Here is a 14,894-nt window from a genome sequence, read left to right on the forward strand (position 1 = left end):
GTCATGTGCGCGTCACACCCTACGGGCCACCCCGGACACCGTCGCGCGACTATCTCCCCTCGTACCGCGCCTCCCGCCTCTCCACGAAGCTCGTCACGCCCTCCTGGGCGTCGCGGGTGGTCATGTTCAGTTCCTGGGCGGTCGCCTCCGCCGCGAAGGCGACCGAACGGTCCACGTCCAGCGACGCGTTGACCAGCTGTTTCGTGAGGGCGAGGGCGCGGGTGGGGCCCTGGGCGAGGCGTTCGGCCCACTCCCGGGCCGTCTTCTCCAGCGCGTCGGAAGGGACCACCCGGTTCACCAGGCCCATGCCGAGCGCCTCCGCCGCCGGCACCGCGTCGCCGAAGAACATCAGCTCCTTCGCCCGCTGCGGGCCGATCAGCCGGGGCAGGAGGTACGCCCCGCCGCCGTCGGGCACCAGCCCCCGCCGTACGAACACCTCGATGAAGCGCGCCGAGTCCGCCGCGAGCACCAGGTCGCAGGCGAACGCGAGGTGCGCGCCGATGCCCGCCGCCGTGCCGTTCACCGCCGCGATCACCGGCTTCTCGCAGTCCATGACCGCGGCGATGAACCGCTGGGCGCCCTGCCGGATCATCCGGGCCACGTCCCCCGCCACCCTCTCGCCGGACGCGGCCGGCGCGCCCCGCAGGTCCGCGCCCGCGCAGAAGCCGCGCCCGGTGGCCGTGACCACCACGCAGCGCACGTCCGGGTCGGCGGACGCCTCTCCCAACAGGCCGATGATCCGTTCCCTTTGGTCCCAGGTGACCGCGTTCATCGCCTCGGGCCGGTTGAGCGTGATCCACGAGACGCCGTTCTCGACGGTGTGGAGTACGTCGGACATGGGGAGCTCCTCAGCGGCAGACGGCCAGCGCGTCCAGGGCCACCGCTCCCTGCCCGCGCGGCAGCACCATCAGTGGGTTGATGTCGAGTTCGGCGAGGTCGCCGTCGAGTTCGAGGGCCATCCGCTGGACCCGGAGCACGACCTCGACGAGCGCGTCGACGTCGGCCGGCGGCGCGCCCCGTACGCCGTCGAGCAGGGCCCGGCCGCGGAGTTCGTCGAGCATCGAGCGGGCCTCGCGCTCCCCGAAGGGCGGGACGCGGACGGCGGTGTCGTTGAGGACCTCCACCAGGACGCCTCCCAGGCCCACCGTGACCGTCGGGCCGAAGAGTTCGTCGTGGGTCACGCCGACCACCATCTCGACGCCGCGCCCGACCATCTGGCAGACGAGGATGCCGTCGAGGTCGATCTCCTCGAAGCGGGCGATGTCGGTGAGTTCGCGGTACGCGTCCCTCACCTGGCTCGCCGAGGTCAACCCGACCTTCACCAGGCCAAGTTCCGTCTTGTGGGCGAGCTGCGCGCCCGAGGCCTTCATCACGACGGGGTAGCCGACGAGCCCGGCCGCGCGGACGGCCGCCGCGGCGCTGGTGACGAGCTGCTCGCGCGGCACCCGTATCCCGTACGCCCGGAGCAGCTGCTTCGCCGCGTGCTCGCTGAGCCGCCGGCCGGGCCGCATGAGGGCCTGGGCCTTGCGGAGGGACGGAGAGGGGGTGCGGGGGGCCTCGTCGAAGGGGGAGCGGTAGGCGGCGGTGAAGCGGTGGTGGTCGAGGTAGGCCTTCACGGCCCCGATGCAGTTGGCGAAGGTGCGGAAGGTGGCGACGCGCGAGGAGCCGAGGAGGGTCGTGCGGTAGGCGTCCTCGGTGCCGACGGGGGAGCCCCACACCACGCACACGAGTTTGTCCGTGGCCTCGGCGGCGTCGACGAGGTCCTGGGCGAGCTTGTCGCTCATGGGCGGGAAGGGGCCGGTGATGGGACAGATGAGGACGCCGACGGACGGGTCGGCGAGGATAGCGTCGATGATCTTCCGGCCGCGCCAGTCGCCGACGGGGTGCCCGCCGTTGTCGACGGGGTTGGCGACGTTCAGGTACTCCGGGATCCACTGGTGCAGCTCGTCCTGCTTGGCCTGGTGGAGGGTGGGGAGTTCGAGGCCCGCCGCCGTGGCCAGGTCGGCGAAGTGGGCTCCCGTACCGCCGGAGATGGAGTAGACGACGACGCCGTCGGCGAGGGGTTTGCGCGCGCGGGCGAGGAGGGCGGAGGTGTCCTGGAGCTGGTCGAGTCCGTCGACCCGGATCACCCCGTACTGCCGCATGGCCGCGTCGACGACCCGGTCGGCGCCGGTGAGCTTGCCGGTGTGGGAGGCGGCGGTCCGCGCCCCGGTCTCGGTGCGGCCGACCTTCACGGCGACGACGGGGACGCCCTGGCGCGCGGCCCGGTCCGCGGCGAGCAGGAAGGAGCGGCCGTCCTTGAGCCCCTCGACGTAGCAGGCGATGGCTCCGACCTCGGGCCGCCCGGCGAAGTACGAGAGGAAGTCGGCGGTCTCCAGGTCGGCCTCGTTGCCGGTGGGCGCCCAGTGGGAGAGGCGGACGCCGAGCTCCTGGAGGGTGAAGACGGGCCGCCCCTGGTGGCCGGACTGGGTGATGAGGGCGACGGCGGGGCCTTCGAGGTCGTCGCGGAAGCGCTCGAAGGCGTTGAGGTTGGTGTTGGGGCCGAGGAGGCGGAGCCCGGAGCGGCGCACGGCGGCGGCGAGCCGTTCCTGCGCGGCGGCGCCGGTCGCGCCGGTCTCGGCGAAGCCGGAGGCGAAGGCGACCGCGAACCTCACCTTGGTCTCGGCGAGTTCCTCGATCACGGGCAGCGGGTCGGCGACGAGGAGGACGGCGAGGTCGACGGGTTCGGTGAGGGCGCCGACGGAGGGCACGCAGTCGATCCCGAACACGCTGGTACGGGTCGGGTGCACGGGCACCAGCCGGGCGCCGACCCGCTCGGCCCAGGCGAGCAGCTGCCGGGTGATGCCGGTGTTGGGCCGGCCCTCGGCGTCGGAGGCACCGACGACCGCGACGGACTCGGGCCGGAAGAAGCGGTCGAGGTCGGGGACGGGCGCGTGCAGCGGCCGCCCGCTGACGTCCACGTCGCCGGGGGCGACGGTGACGCCGTGCACGACGACCGGGGGCGCCTCGCCGCAGGCGACCACGCGGGCGCGCAGATCGGTGGTGAAGGTGCCGTGAGTCGATCCAAGCATGTGTTCCGCCCGCCCTTCACCCATCCGTATAGAACCTGACGCTCAGTCAGGTTACAGAACTGACGGCCAGTCAGGAATGGGTGTGCGGGGGTCCGCGGCAGAACGGATCCTCGGGATGCGTACAACCCTTCGACGGGAAGGGCGGTCTCACCTCCCGGACGACGCGACCGCCGGCGTCCGACGACATCCGCTCTGGGGGCCCTCTTGACCCGTTCCACCCGCATCCGGGGGCGCCGCCGCGCCCTCGGCACCGCCCTGGCCGTCCTCGCCTCCTCCGCCGCTCTCACCGCGGCCACTACGGCCCCGGCCCTGGCCGCCGAGGGCGTGCCGAAGCCCCGCGTGGTCTTCACCGAGTACGCGGACGTCGACGGCGTCCGCCACAGCAGCGTCGTCACGGTCAACGCCGACGGCAGCGACCGCCGCGTCCTGGTGCCCACGGGGCAGGGCCTTCCCCAGGCGGAGATCACCGGCGTCACGTACTCGCCCGACGGTCTGCGCATGGCCTTCATCAGCAACGACGGCTATGCCGACATCTGGGTCGCGGACGCCGACGGCAGGAACGCCCGCCCGGTCCGCATGGACGTCAACGAGGCCGACGGCTGGCTCGACGGCCTCGACTGGACACCCGACGGCAAGCAGCTCTACCTGAGCTTCCGGGCCAAGCCGGGCCACGACAGGCTCCGCATCATGCGGATCAACCTCGACGGCACCGGCCTCGGCTTCGTCTTCCCCACGCCCGAGCAGACCTGGGACACCCAGGTCGACGTGGCCTGGGACGGGCGCATCACCTTCCTGCGCGGCAGCACGGTCTACACGTGGGACCCGCGCAAGGCCGACGCCCCGAAGCCCGTCACCCAGGGACTCCACCCGACGTTCTCGCCGAACGGCGAGCGGATCGCCTTCGCGGCCTTCGTCGACGGCTCGTACGACGTGCGCGCCCGCGTCCTGGACGGCGGGACCGAGTACTCCCTCACCCGGGGCCAGGGCGTCCTGTTCCCCGAGTGGTCCCCGGACGGCTCCCAGATCGCGTACCTCTCCGGCGGTACGAATCAGGCGGCCACCGTCAGCGGTGCCACCGTGCCCGGCACCACTCCCAGGGTGCTCTCGGCCCCCGACACCACCGCCTCCGAGGTCTCCTGGGTCCCGCCGCGCGGCTGGAACCCCCACGGCACCTTCCGCCACGACTACACGAGCGACGGCCGCTCCGACGTCTTCGCCCTGGACGGCTCGGGCAACCTCTGGCTCTACCGGGGCACCGGCATGGGCGTCCTCGAACGCCGCGTCCAGGCCGGCTGGGGCTGGAAGGGCTACCGCATGACCGCCGCCGGCGACCTCAACGCCGACGGCCGCCCCGACGCGATCGCCCAGGACGCCGACGGCGGCCTCTGGCGGCTCGACGGGGACGGGTACAGCGACGTCTCGAACAAGGTGAGGATCGGCACCGGCTGGAAGGACCTCAGGCTCACCGGCGTCAGCGACCTGACCGGCGACGGCTTCCCGGACGTCCTCGCCATCGACCCCGCCGGCACCCTCTGGAGGTACGCGGGCGACGGCCGCGGGGGTCTCCAGGCCCGCGTGAAGGCCGGTTACGGCTACGAGGGTTACCGCCTGACGGGCGTCGGCCCGCTCACGGCGAGCGGCTACCAGAACTACCTCGGCCAGGCCCCGAACGGCGACCTCTACCGCTACGAGCGGGGCGGCCGCTACAAGATCGGATACGGCTGGAAGGGCCTGAGCCTGACCGGTGCCGGCGACCTGACCGGCGACGGTGTGAACGACGTCCTCGCCCGCGACGCCGCCGGTGTCCTGTGGCGCTACGACGGCGACGGCAAGGGCGGCCTCAAGGCCCGCGTCAAGATCGGCTGGTCCTGGAACGGCCTGTCCTCGTTCTGATCCCGTCCCCCTCGGGATCAGCAGGTGCCCCGCCCCCGCTCCCCCGGGGGGCGGGGCACCGGCATGTCGGCTCCGGAGGTCGCGCCGGGCGCTGTACCGGGGGCCGTTCCTGAGGCCGCAACGGGGGCCGGTCCCGAGGCCGCAACGGAGGCCGGTCCCGAGGCCGTACCGGAGGCCGTTCCCGGCGCCGCAACGGAGGCCGTTCCCGAGGCCGCGCCCGACGCCGCACCGGAGACCGTTCCCGAGGCCGCACCGGGGCCTCTCACGCCCTGGGACTGCTCTTCGCGATCCGCCGCGCGATCCTCTCCGCGTCCATCGCCAGCTCCCGGAACATCCCGCTGATCGGGTTCGTGAACCCCGTGAAGTACAGCCCGGGCGCCTCGCGCGGGCAGCGCGCCCCGTGCACCACCGGCAGTCCGCGCCCGTCGAGCACGTCCAGGTGGCCGAGGAGCGGCTCCAGGTCGCGCCGGTAGCCGGTCGCCGCGATGACCGCCTCGGGGGCGATCCGGCTGCCGTCCGCGAGGAGCACCTCGCCGTCCTCGAAGGCCTCCACGGCGGCGACGATCTCGACTTTCCCGGCGCGGACGGCGTCGATCAGGCCGACGTCCTGTACCGGGATCGCGCCCTCCCGCTGCCGGGTGGCGAGGCCCTGGTCCGGCCGGGGGAGCCCGTGCGCCGTGAGGTCCGGCGAGGCGAACCGGGCGAGGAGGGCGCCCAGTCGGTCGACGAGGGCCACCGGCAGCCGCCGCACCAGGATGCCGTTGCGCTGGGCGGGCCAGCCGAGGGTCGTGCGGCGCACGATGTGCGGGACGGTCCGCACCGCGAGCCGGACCCGGGCGGCGCCGCCGTCGGCGAGGTCGGCGGCTATCTCGGCGCCGGTGTTGCCGATGCCGACGACGAGGACGTCCTTCTCCTTGTACGGCTCCGGGTTGCGGTAGGTCCGGGCGTGGCTGAGCTCGCCCCCGTACGCGTCGCGGCCCGGCCACTCGGGAAGGCTCGGGGTGTGGTTGTAGCCGGTGGCCACCACGACCGCGCGGCCGGTGAGCCGGCGCCCGCCGGTGGCGTGCAGGACCCAGTCCGCGCCGGCCCGCTCGACCCGGTGGACCTCGACCCCGGTGACGACCTCCAGCTCGTGCTTCTCCGCGTACGTCTCCAGGTAGCGGACGACGTCGGCGCGGGCGACCCAGCGGCCGAAGGAGCGGGGCATCTTCAGGCCGGGGAGGGCGGAGAGCCGCCGGGTGGTGTGCAGCCGCAGCCGGTCGTAGTGCGCGCGCCAGGAGGCGCCGACGGCGTCGGACTTCTCCAGGACGACGGCCCGGACGCCCCGCGCGCGCAGGGCGGCGGCGACGGCGAGCCCGCCGGGTCCGCCACCGATGACGTACACGGGGTGGACGGGAGGTGCAGGGGGCGTGGTGACCATGAATGCTGAGCGTAATGACGTGTACACGCAGTGGGTCTCGGTCATGTGGGGATTTCGGTTGCGAATCGGTCACGCGGACGGCCGGGTGTCGACGCGTGGGCCGTGCCCGCGCGGTGGCGCGGACCGCCGGGTGCCGACGCATGGCCGTGCCCGCACGGTCGCGCGAGCCGCCGGGTGGCGGCGTGCGGCCGTGCCCGCCCACCCCTTGCGGCGGACCGCCGGTCTGCGCTGAACTGACGTACCGTCAGATCAGCCTCATCGGGAGGATCCGCATGCAGACCGTCTGGCTCACCGGCGCCGAATGGCTCGCCGTCCTCCGCATCGGCCTCGGCCTGTGGTGGCTGGAGAGCTGGCGCCACAAGGACAGGAAGGGCTGGTTCGAGCGCGGCACCGGCATCGCCTGGGCCGCCGACGTCGCCGGCAAACACCGGTGGGCGGCCGTGAAGAACGGCTTCGACACCGTCGTCGCCCCGCGCCCCAAGCTCATGGCGTACGTCGTCGTCTACGCCGAACTCGCCCTCGGCCTAGGCCTGGTCACCGGCTTCCTCACCCCGGTCGCTCTCGTCGGCGGCCTCCTCCTCAACCTCCTCTACCTCGTCCTGATGATCCACGACTGGGCCGAGCAGGGACAGAACGCGATGATGGCGCTCATCTCCCTCGTCGCCCTCCTCGCCATGTCCTGGCAGACCTGGTCCCTCGACTCCGCGATCGGACTCTTCTGATGACGGCCACCCCGGCGAACCTCCCGGACATCGACGCCTTCACGCGCCCCTACTGGGACGCCGCCGCCGAAGGACACCTGCTGCTGCGCCACTGCGCCGCCTGCGACCGCGCCCACCACTACCCGCGCGAGTTCTGCCCGCACTGCTGGAGCGAGGACGTCCGCTGGGAGCGGGCGAGCGGCCGCGCCACCCTCTACACCTGGTCGGTCGTCCACCGGAACGACCTCCCGCCCTTCGGCGACCGCGTCCCGTACGTCGCGGCCGTCGTCGACCTCGCCGAGGGCCCGCGCATGATGACGGAGGTCGTGGGCGTGGCGGAGGGCGACCTCCGGATCGGGATGGAGCTGGAGGTCGCGTTCCGCCGGGAGGGTACGGACGGGGACGTCACCGTCCCCGTCTTCGGCCCCCCGGGCTCACAGAGCTGAGATGTTCCGCCAGAGCTGGCTGGTGCCGGAACCACAGGTGTAGCTCATCGCGAACGAGCCGGCCGTCAGGCACCGCCCGTCACTCATGTTCTTGAAGGTCCGGCCGGAGGACGAGGAGGAGGCGACCTTCCAGGACTGAAGGCTCGCTCCGTTGCAGGCGGCGGTCGTGACCGTGGTGTTGCCCGCGGGCTGGAGGCAACGGCCGGACTTCTTGTTGAACAGCCGGAAGGTGCCGTTCGGGCCGGACTGGTAGGTCCAGGAGAACCAGTAGGTGGTGCCGTTGCTGCCCTGGGAGCCGCACTCGGTCGTGGTGACGAAGACGCCGAAGCCCGCGTTGTACTCGGCCAGGCAGTTGCCGGTGTTCGCGTTCTCCAGAGAGTACGTACCCGAGGGCGCCGACGTGGTGGGCGGCGGAGGCGCGGGCTGGGTGGTGGTGGGCGGCGGGGCGGGCTGCTGGGTCGTCGACCCGCCGGACGAGCCGGAGCCGGATCCCGAGTCCGAGCCGCCGGAGGTCGTGGAGGTGCCAGAATCGCCGCCCGTCACGGACCCGCCGCCCGTGACCGACCCGCCGCCGGATCCGCCCCCGGCAGCGCCGTCGCCGGAACCGCCGGACGCGGGCGGGGGCACGGCCGTCGACCCGGCCGACGGCTTCCCCGACGGCTTCCCCGACGGCTTCCCCGACGGCTTGGCCGACGGCTTGGCGGAAGGCTTGGCCGACGGCTGCCCCGTCCCGTTCGACGGCGGTACGGAGGCGGGCTGCGAGGCCACCGTGGACGGCGACGCCTCGGGGGCCGCGCCCAGACGGCCGACGTACGGGCTGAGGGCGACGGTCAGCGTGGTGCCCGTGGCCACGACGACGGGCACGACGAGCATGACGAACCGGTTGCGCCGCCGTTTGTCGGGGGCGGCCGTGCCCGCGAGGGCGACCGCGTCGGGCGAGGTGGTCGCCGGCTCCCTCGGAGCCTGCGGGGTGAGCGAGGCCGTCGCCACGTCCTGGGTCGGGTCGGCGAGCTCCAGCTCCGCGAGCTGCTCGGCGGTGGGCGCACCGGCGGCGAAGACGGCCCGCTCGGCGATCCGCTCGGCGACGGCCGCCGGCCACGAGGCCCCCGTCGCCCGCTCCTCGGTGAGCCCGACGAGCTCGTCGGCCGTCGGCCGGTCCGCCGGATCCTTCGCGAGACACTTCTGTACGAGCTCCGCCAGCTCGGGGTCGTCCTCGGTGAGGCGCCCGAAGTCGGGCTCGCCGTGGACGACCCGGTAGAGCAGGTCGGGCCCGGAACCGTCCCCGAACGGAGGCCGCCCGTTCGCCGCGTACAGCAGAAGGCTGCCCAGCGCGAACACATCGGCGGCACCGGTCAGTTGCCGGTCGGCGACGGCCTGCTCGGGGGCCATGTAGGCGGGCGTGCCGATGACCATGCCGGTCTTGGTCAGCCGGCTCTGGTCGGCGGCGCGGGCCACGCCGAAGTCGATGAGCGAGAGGCCGTCGCCGGTCAGCATCACGTTGGACGGCTTGAGGTCGCGGTGCACCATGTCGGCGCCGTGCACCACCCGCAGCCCGGCCGCCGCGCCCCGCAGCAGCCGCCACAGGGCGCCGCCGGCCAGCGGGCCGCCGTTGAGCCGGATGGCCTCGTTGAGGGTGATGCCCGGGATGAACTCGGTCGCGAACCACGGCGGCTTCGCCGTGCGGTCACTCGCGAGCAGCTTGGTGTTGGCCCCGGCGGGCAGCCGGGCCAGGTTGTCCAGCTCGTGCCCGAAGTGACTGAGGAAGTCGGCGTCCTCGGCGAGCACGGGAAGGACCCGCTTCACCGCCGCGAACTTCCCCGGCACGGCGCCGAGATAGACCCGGCCCATCCCGCCGGACCCGAGAACGCCGAGAAGTCTGAAGGCCCCGATCTGCCGGGGGTCGCCCGTTTCGAGGGGCATGGCCCCGCTGCCGCTCAAACTGTCCGAAGTGGATTGGTCTTCCGGTTCCCCCTGCATGGGCCACACAGTAGCCGAGCGGGTTTGCAACCTGAATGGAGCTCAAGTTCTTGTTGTGTAACTGTGGTTGAGGGGTTGAGAGTGCCGGGCGGAGCGCCTCCGTAGGTGCGGGGCCAGGTTCTCGCTGTGACCCGGCCTCGTGAGCTTCTGGTGCGGCCGCCCTCTTTCCGAGTGTGGCGGCCTCCGCCACCGCGTCAAGGGCGAGTCGGCTCCGCCGATGGGCTGCGCCCACCCTTGACCCGGCGGCGGAGGCCGCCTTTTCACACTCGGAGGGCGGCCGGGGGCGGGGCCGCGCGGGGCTTCGGGCAGTGTCCGGGGCCGGAGGGCGGCGTTCGGGCCGGTGGGGTGGGGCTGGGTTAGTGGTCGGGGTGGGTGGGACCGCTTGCCTCGTCCGGGGGTACGCGGCAGTCGAATGGGGCGGCCCGGCGGCGCTTGGCGGGTTGCGGCCGTCGCATGGTCGGGCTTCAGGCCCCGCTGGTCGCTCCCGGTGGGTGAAGGGGTGCCGGCGGCCACCCGCCATGAGGCGAACCCCGCTCCAGAGGAGGAGCTAGGTGGACGTGGCCGCCGGCCTGTTCCCCGAGCTTGCCGGCACCCGGGGAGGAGGGAGCGTAGTCGGGGGGTGGGGAGGGGGCGCGTGCGAATAACGCTGACCTACTCGCGGTAACCAGGGGGAGGGGAGTGGCATATCGGGCATGTCGCCTCCTTTGGGGGAGGGATGTCGCGCTTACCTCGTCCGAGACCCGCCCAGCCCCCACCGGGAGCGACCAGCGGGGCCTGAATCCCGGCCGGCGGACGGCCGTCGGTCGCCGAACCGACCCGGGCCGCCCCATTCGACGACCGCGCACCCCGAGCCGAGGGAATCGGCCCCACTAGCCTCGCCTGCGAACCCAGCCCCACCCCACCGGCCCGCTGGCCGGGCACCGGCCCCGGGCACTGCCCGGGCCTGCTCCGGGGACCCCGACCCCCGGACCGCCCTCCGAGAGGTCTTTCGCTCCTGGAGGTGGCGGGTCAAGGGTGGCCGAAGGCCATCGGCGAAGCCGACTTGCCCTTGACGCGCCGCCGGAAGGAGCGACTCTCGGAAAGAGGGCGGTCCCACCCGAGGCCCACGAAGCAGGCCCACCCCGAGAACCCGGGCGACGGTGCCCGTCAGAGGGCCCAGGGCGCCGCCAGCAGGTCCGCGACGCTGCGCCGGTCGCGGCCCTCCGACGGTTCATCGGCCGCCTTGCCCAGGGCGATCATCGAGACGATCGCCCACCCCGGGTTCGGGTCCAGTTCCTTCGTGAGGCCCTCCAGGTCGAAGGCCCGGAACTGGTGCGAGGCCAGTCCCAGCGCCTCGCCCTGCAGCGTCATGTGGGCGATGGCCTGGCCGAGGTCGTAGTCCGCGAACTCGGAGTACAGCAGCTCCGAGTCGCCCACGTGCCGGCGCGTCAGCGTGACGACGAGCAGCCCCGCGTCCGTCGCCCACCGGGCCGAGCTGGGCGCGAGGTGGCGGACCACCCGCTCGTGGTCCGCCTCCCCGGGGCGGCTCGCGAAGAAGCCCCACGGCTGGGAGTTACCTGCGGACGGCGCCCACCGCGCGGCCTCGAGGAGCAGGCCCAGGGCGTGGTCGTCGACGGCGGCCGACGGGTCGAACCGGTAGGGGCTGAACCGTCCCGCCAGGAGGGGGTGGATGCCGCCGGACGGTTCCAGATCACGTTGCATATCCCGGTCCAACCGGCCACCGCACGGGCCTATTCCAGCGCCCGGCGCGTGGACTCTCCCGTACAACCATTCGGCGCCGACGGCTGTCAACGGCGTGAGCTACCGAAGTGAACCGAAAGAATTCCTGGGGGATTCGTGGCGCGTATGCGTAAGCGTTTGGCTCTGGCGATCGCGGCGGCTCTGGCCGTCGGCGTGGCCCCCGCGGTACTGGGAGGGGCGACGGCCGTCGCCGCGACGACCGCCGACACAGGGACGACCGCCGACACCGGGACGGTCGTGCAGCAGGGCGGCCCGCTGGTCGTCCCCTCCGGCGAGGAGGCCGTGACGACCCGGGTCACCGTCGCACTCCCGGCGGGCGTGACAGGCCCCGTGAAGGCGCGGCTCCTCCTGCCGATCACCCGGGAGTCCGGGAGCCCCGCGTACCCGATCTACTGGGACATCCGGCCGGACTGCGCGGTCAACGGCGGCGCCTTCGAGCCCTGCCCCTTGGTGGCCCCGGCCGACGGAGTCGACCACGGCCCGTACGTGGCCACGCTGCCGGTCACCGAGGCGGCCACCACACTCACCTACGACATCCGCATCGACTCCGGCATCGGCGCACGCCAGTACGGGGACGTGACGGGCACCCTCGAAGTGACCGACGCGGAAGGGGCCGTCTCCGCGAGCGGGACCGTCGCCTTCCAGTTCGCCCGGAACACCCCGTCGGCCGGCCTGCGGACGACGGTCCTCGCCCGCGACAGGGGCGGTGTGCTCTGGCAGTACGAGAGCACAGGGTTCGACGACAAACCCCTCAAGCCGCGCGAGCGCATCGGCGGCGGCTGGAACGTCTACACGTCGATCACCTCCCTCAACAGGCGCACGGCGGCCGGCGACGGTGATCTGGTGGCCCGGGACAAGAGCGGCGTGCTCTGGTACTACCAGGGATCGAAGAACCCGGACGCCCCCTTCAAGCCCCGCGTACGGGTGGGCGGCGGCTGGAACGCCTATACCGCGATCACCGCCCGGGGCGGGGGCGGGGCCGGGGACCGCGGCGGCCTTGTGGCCCGGGACAGGGTCGGGGGCCTCTGGTACTACGCGTCGAACGGCTCCGGGAATCCTTCCGCTCCCTTCCAGGCGCCCCGGCGCATCGGCGGCGGCTGGAACGCCTACAGCCTCATCGTGGGCCAGAGGTCCAGCGGCGGGGCCGTGGCGCGCGACAAGGCCGGAGTGCTCTGGTCGTACTGGCCGAACATCCAGACGTGGCCCGGTTTCATGCCCCCCACGCGGGTGGGCGGCGGATGGAACACGTACGACCGCCTCGTCCTCGCCGACAACCTCGGTGGCTCCCGGGACGGCGACTACCTCGCCCGCGAGGCGGACGGCCGCCTCTGGCTCTACGAGGGCGTCAACCCCAGCGGCAACCTCGTCCCGTCCCAGTTCCGCCGACAGATCGGCTGGGGCTGGAACATCTACGACGAGATCCTCTGACCCAGGGCCGCCACGATGTGCGGCGCCGCCTCCGCGAGGGTCGGGAAGTGGCGGTGGGCGTCCGGGTGCGGCGCCGGGGTGTTGACCGTCCAGACGGTCATCCCGGCGTCCAGGCCGGAGCGGACCCCGGACGGCGCGTCCTCGATCACCAGGCACTCGGCCGGGTCCGCGCCCAGCTTCTCGGCAGCGGTGAGGTACGGGACGGGGGACGGCTTCCCCTCGGCGACGGAGGCCGCGTCGACGATGAGCCCCGGGAACGGCAGCCCGGTCCGCTCGAACCGTCCCCGCACCCGGTGTTCGTAGTTCGACGTCACGAGTGCCCACCGGTCGGCGGGGAGCGTGTTGAGCAGCTCTTGGGCCCCGTCGAAGGCCGCGTACGTACCCGTACGGACGTCCTCGTCCTCCAGCGCGTGCAGAAGGGCGAGGCACTCGTCCGGGTCGGCGCCGGGAACGACGGCCGCGAAGGTCTCCACCGGGCGCGTCCGCAGCGCCGTGGCGTACACCTCCGCCCCGTCGAGCCCGTGGCGCGCGGCCCACTCGTGCCAGACGCGCCGCTGGTTCTCGACGGCGTCCATGAGGGTGCCGTCGACGTCGAAGAGAACGAACTTTATGGAGGTCACGCCCCGGATGCTACGTCCAGGAACGCGGCCCAGGAGGCGGGGGAGACGGCGAGCTGGGGGCCGTGGGGGTTCTTGGAGTCGCGGACGTGGATGAGGGTGGGGTGGGCGGCTACCTCGACGCAGTTGCCGCCTTCGGAGTCGCTGTAGCTGGACTTGCGCCAGTCGTACGCGACTTCGACGCACTCGCCGCCCTCGGAGCTGCTGTAGCTGCTCTTGAACCAGGCCAGTTCCGTGGTGTTCATCGTTCTCCCAGCAGTTTTTCGATCCAGGCCAGGGACTCCTGCGGCGAGAGAGCCCGCGCCCGGATGATCCCATAGCGCTCGGCGTAGGTGCGCGCGTGTTCTGGCGCGGTGATCAGCCGGGCGTGCCCGTAGATCTCGGTGTACGCGACCTCCCGGCGCCCCGGCGGAGTGAGCAGCGTGAACGCACCGTCCAGGTAGGGATGTTCCGTGCCGTCCTGCGGCATGATCTGCAGCTCGATCGTGCGCCGTCGGGCCACGTCCAGCACGCGTCGCAGCTGCTCGCGGTGGACCTGCGGTCCACCGAACGGGCGCAGCAGGACGGCCGCCTCCAGGACGAAGCTGATGGTCGGCGAAGGCCACTTGTCGAGGATCACCTGTCGGGAGATCCGGTCGGCCACCCGCTTCTCGACCGTCTGCTCGTCCAGCATGGGACGGCGGTTCCCGAAGAGGTACCGCGCGTACGCCTCGGTCTGCAGAATGCCCGGCACGGCCTGCACCGCGTAGTAGTGCAGCGCCACCGCCTTCGCTTCCGCGTCCGCGAAGTCCTGGAACCAGTCCGGATGTCGGGTCCGCGCCCGCGACAGCGCCTCCCGTGCATCGTCCGCCGCAGCCACCAACACCCCGCCCGCCCCGAGTACCGGATCGACCTGGACCAGGAAGTCCGGCTGGGGGACCCGTACACCCCTCTCGATCGAGGAGATCAAGTCCTCGCTGCAATGCGTGAGGGCGGCCAGCTCCGCCTGGCTCAGGCCCGCGTTCCTCCGCAGCACCTTGATGATCTTCCCCAGCGCCCGGAAAAGGTGCGCCGTACCGTCCACCTCGGAGGGCCGTTCCGGCCTCTCCTCCTCGTTCCCCGACATCCGTACCGCCCTCTTGGCGTACCCGTACAGTTACCCAGCGTCGTGGCGTCGCTGCTGGTCAGCGTACGGCCGGAGGGCCAGGTTGAGGGGCATGAAATCCGAAACCTCCACTCCAACCAGTGAGTTCACGCTCCGGCTCTCGGCAACGCGCCGGGGCGCGCGCCTGGCGCGGTTACTCGCCGTGCAGCAGCTCCACGACTGGGGCCTGACCGGATCCGATGCCATCGAGCTAGTCGTCGCCGAGCTCGCCAACAACGCGGTCCAGCACGGCTGGGTGCCGGGGCGGGACTTCGAGGTACGGATGGAGCGCGGGGGCGACCACGTACGGGTCGAGCTGTCCGACGCGCGGGGGGAGAGTCTGCCGATGGCGCGGGAGCCGGACGAGGGCGGCTACGGGCTGCTGCTCGTGGCCGCCCTCGCGACGGCGTGGGGCGTGAAGGACCGGTCGGTCGGCAAGACGGTCTGGGCGACCGTGCCGCTGACGGGCCGGTGACCG

13 protein-coding genes are annotated in these 14,894 nt (G+C 72.7%); 5 read left to right on the forward strand and 8 right to left on the reverse strand.

Annotation, left to right across the window (positions count from 1 at the left end):
- Window positions 1-49: 49 nt before the first annotated feature.
- The gene (locus ACN9M0_RS21260; RefSeq protein ID WP_366036566.1) at window positions 50-838 is read right to left on the reverse strand and encodes an enoyl-CoA hydratase/isomerase family protein; all 789 of its coding nucleotides are present in this window, start codon (window positions 836-838) and stop codon (window positions 50-52) included.
- Between the two features lie 10 nt (window positions 839-848).
- Window positions 849-3,071 (reverse strand): acetate--CoA ligase family protein, encoded by a 2,223-nt coding sequence (locus ACN9M0_RS21265; RefSeq protein ID WP_366036565.1) that lies wholly within the window; start codon window positions 3,069-3,071, stop codon window positions 849-851.
- Between the two features lie 204 nt (window positions 3,072-3,275).
- Between ACN9M0_RS21265 and ACN9M0_RS21270 the strand changes: the two genes are divergently transcribed.
- Window positions 3,276-4,964 carry an FG-GAP-like repeat-containing protein gene (locus tag ACN9M0_RS21270; RefSeq protein WP_366036564.1) on the forward strand — a complete coding sequence of 563 codons (1,689 nt, stop codon included), beginning with the start codon at window positions 3,276-3,278 and terminating at the stop codon, window positions 4,962-4,964.
- Window positions 4,965-5,226: 262 nt separating this feature from the next.
- Here the strand turns inward: ACN9M0_RS21270 and ACN9M0_RS21275 are convergent, their stop codons facing one another.
- Window positions 5,227-6,384, reverse strand: coding sequence for a flavin-containing monooxygenase (locus ACN9M0_RS21275; protein ID WP_366036563.1), 1,158 nt, complete (start codon window positions 6,382-6,384; stop codon window positions 5,227-5,229).
- Window positions 6,385-6,656: 272 nt separating this feature from the next.
- Between ACN9M0_RS21275 and ACN9M0_RS21280 the strand changes: the two genes are divergently transcribed.
- Window positions 6,657-7,106, forward strand: coding sequence for a DoxX family protein (locus ACN9M0_RS21280; RefSeq protein WP_366036562.1), 450 nt, complete (start codon window positions 6,657-6,659; stop codon window positions 7,104-7,106).
- The gene (locus ACN9M0_RS21285) at window positions 7,106-7,531 is read left to right on the forward strand and encodes a Zn-ribbon domain-containing OB-fold protein (RefSeq protein WP_366036561.1); all 426 of its coding nucleotides are present in this window, start codon (window positions 7,106-7,108) and stop codon (window positions 7,529-7,531) included. Before ACN9M0_RS21280 ends, ACN9M0_RS21285 begins: the two co-directional genes overlap by 1 nt.
- Here the strand turns inward: ACN9M0_RS21285 and ACN9M0_RS21290 are convergent.
- Together ACN9M0_RS21290 and ACN9M0_RS21295 are read right to left on the reverse strand one after the other, a co-directional pair.
- Window positions 7,520-9,451, reverse strand: coding sequence for a protein kinase domain-containing protein (locus tag ACN9M0_RS21290; RefSeq protein ID WP_366036560.1), 1,932 nt, complete (start codon window positions 9,449-9,451; stop codon window positions 7,520-7,522). The two genes, ACN9M0_RS21285 and ACN9M0_RS21290, sit on opposite strands and share 12 nt — an antisense overlap.
- Before the next feature lie 1,203 nt (window positions 9,452-10,654).
- Window positions 10,655-11,209, reverse strand: coding sequence for a nitroreductase family protein (locus ACN9M0_RS21295; RefSeq protein WP_366036559.1), 555 nt, complete (start codon window positions 11,207-11,209; stop codon window positions 10,655-10,657).
- 144 nt (window positions 11,210-11,353) lie between these two features.
- Between ACN9M0_RS21295 and ACN9M0_RS21300 the strand changes: the two genes are divergently transcribed.
- Window positions 11,354-12,676, forward strand: a complete 1,323-nt coding sequence (locus tag ACN9M0_RS21300) for a hypothetical protein (protein ID WP_366036558.1) — start codon at window positions 11,354-11,356, stop codon at window positions 12,674-12,676.
- On the opposite strand, the gene ACN9M0_RS21305 is transcribed toward ACN9M0_RS21300, so the two are convergent.
- Genes ACN9M0_RS21305 through ACN9M0_RS21315 form a run of 3 tightly spaced genes read right to left on the reverse strand, consistent with a single transcriptional unit; the run spans window position 12,658 to window position 14,398 of the window.
- Window positions 12,658-13,296 carry an HAD family hydrolase gene (locus ACN9M0_RS21305; protein WP_366036557.1) on the reverse strand — a complete coding sequence of 213 codons (639 nt, stop codon included), beginning with the start codon at window positions 13,294-13,296 and terminating at the stop codon, window positions 12,658-12,660. The genes ACN9M0_RS21300 and ACN9M0_RS21305 overlap by 19 nt on opposite strands.
- Window positions 13,293-13,538 carry a DUF397 domain-containing protein gene (locus ACN9M0_RS21310; RefSeq protein WP_366036556.1) on the reverse strand — a complete coding sequence of 82 codons (246 nt, stop codon included), beginning with the start codon at window positions 13,536-13,538 and terminating at the stop codon, window positions 13,293-13,295. Before ACN9M0_RS21310 ends, ACN9M0_RS21305 begins: the two co-directional genes overlap by 4 nt.
- On the reverse strand, window positions 13,535-14,398 hold the full coding sequence (locus ACN9M0_RS21315) for a helix-turn-helix domain-containing protein (protein ID WP_366036555.1): 864 nt from the start codon (window positions 14,396-14,398) through the stop codon (window positions 13,535-13,537). Before ACN9M0_RS21315 ends, ACN9M0_RS21310 begins: the two co-directional genes overlap by 4 nt.
- Window positions 14,399-14,489: 91 nt before the next feature.
- Between ACN9M0_RS21315 and ACN9M0_RS21320 the strand changes: the two genes are divergently transcribed.
- On the forward strand, window positions 14,490-14,891 hold the full coding sequence (locus tag ACN9M0_RS21320; RefSeq protein ID WP_366036554.1) for an ATP-binding protein: 402 nt from the start codon (window positions 14,490-14,492) through the stop codon (window positions 14,889-14,891).
- Window positions 14,892-14,894: the final 3 nt, after the last annotated feature.

Origin of the sequence: Streptomyces sp. R-07, from assembly GCF_049913175.1 — a bacterium.
In the GTDB taxonomy this organism is placed as follows: Bacteria; Actinomycetota; Actinomycetes; order Streptomycetales; family Streptomycetaceae; genus Streptomyces.

Bases quoted from the DNA above. Each gene is read 5' to 3' on its own strand.
- ACN9M0_RS21275 (WP_366036563.1), bottom strand. From the start codon at position 6,384: ATGGTCACCACGCCCCCTGCACCTCCCGTCCACCCCGTGTACGTCATC.
- ACN9M0_RS21285 (WP_366036561.1), top strand. From the start codon at position 7,106: ATGACGGCCACCCCGGCGAACCTCCCGGACATCGACGCCTTCACGCGC.
- ACN9M0_RS21310 (WP_366036556.1), bottom strand. From the start codon at position 13,538: ATGAACACCACGGAACTGGCCTGGTTCAAGAGCAGCTACAGCAGCTCC.
- ACN9M0_RS21320 (WP_366036554.1), top strand. From the start codon at position 14,490: ATGAAATCCGAAACCTCCACTCCAACCAGTGAGTTCACGCTCCGGCTC.
- ACN9M0_RS21300 (WP_366036558.1), top strand. From the start codon at position 11,354: ATGCGTAAGCGTTTGGCTCTGGCGATCGCGGCGGCTCTGGCCGTCGGC.
- ACN9M0_RS21290 (WP_366036560.1), bottom strand. From the start codon at position 9,451: ATGCCCCTCGAAACGGGCGACCCCCGGCAGATCGGGGCCTTCAGACTT.
- ACN9M0_RS21280 (WP_366036562.1), top strand. From the start codon at position 6,657: ATGCAGACCGTCTGGCTCACCGGCGCCGAATGGCTCGCCGTCCTCCGC.
- ACN9M0_RS21265 (WP_366036565.1), bottom strand. From the start codon at position 3,071: ATGCTTGGATCGACTCACGGCACCTTCACCACCGATCTGCGCGCCCGC.
- ACN9M0_RS21260 (WP_366036566.1), bottom strand. From the start codon at position 838: ATGTCCGACGTACTCCACACCGTCGAGAACGGCGTCTCGTGGATCACG.
- ACN9M0_RS21295 (WP_366036559.1), bottom strand. From the start codon at position 11,209: ATGCAACGTGATCTGGAACCGTCCGGCGGCATCCACCCCCTCCTGGCG.
- ACN9M0_RS21315 (WP_366036555.1), bottom strand. From the start codon at position 14,398: ATGTCGGGGAACGAGGAGGAGAGGCCGGAACGGCCCTCCGAGGTGGAC.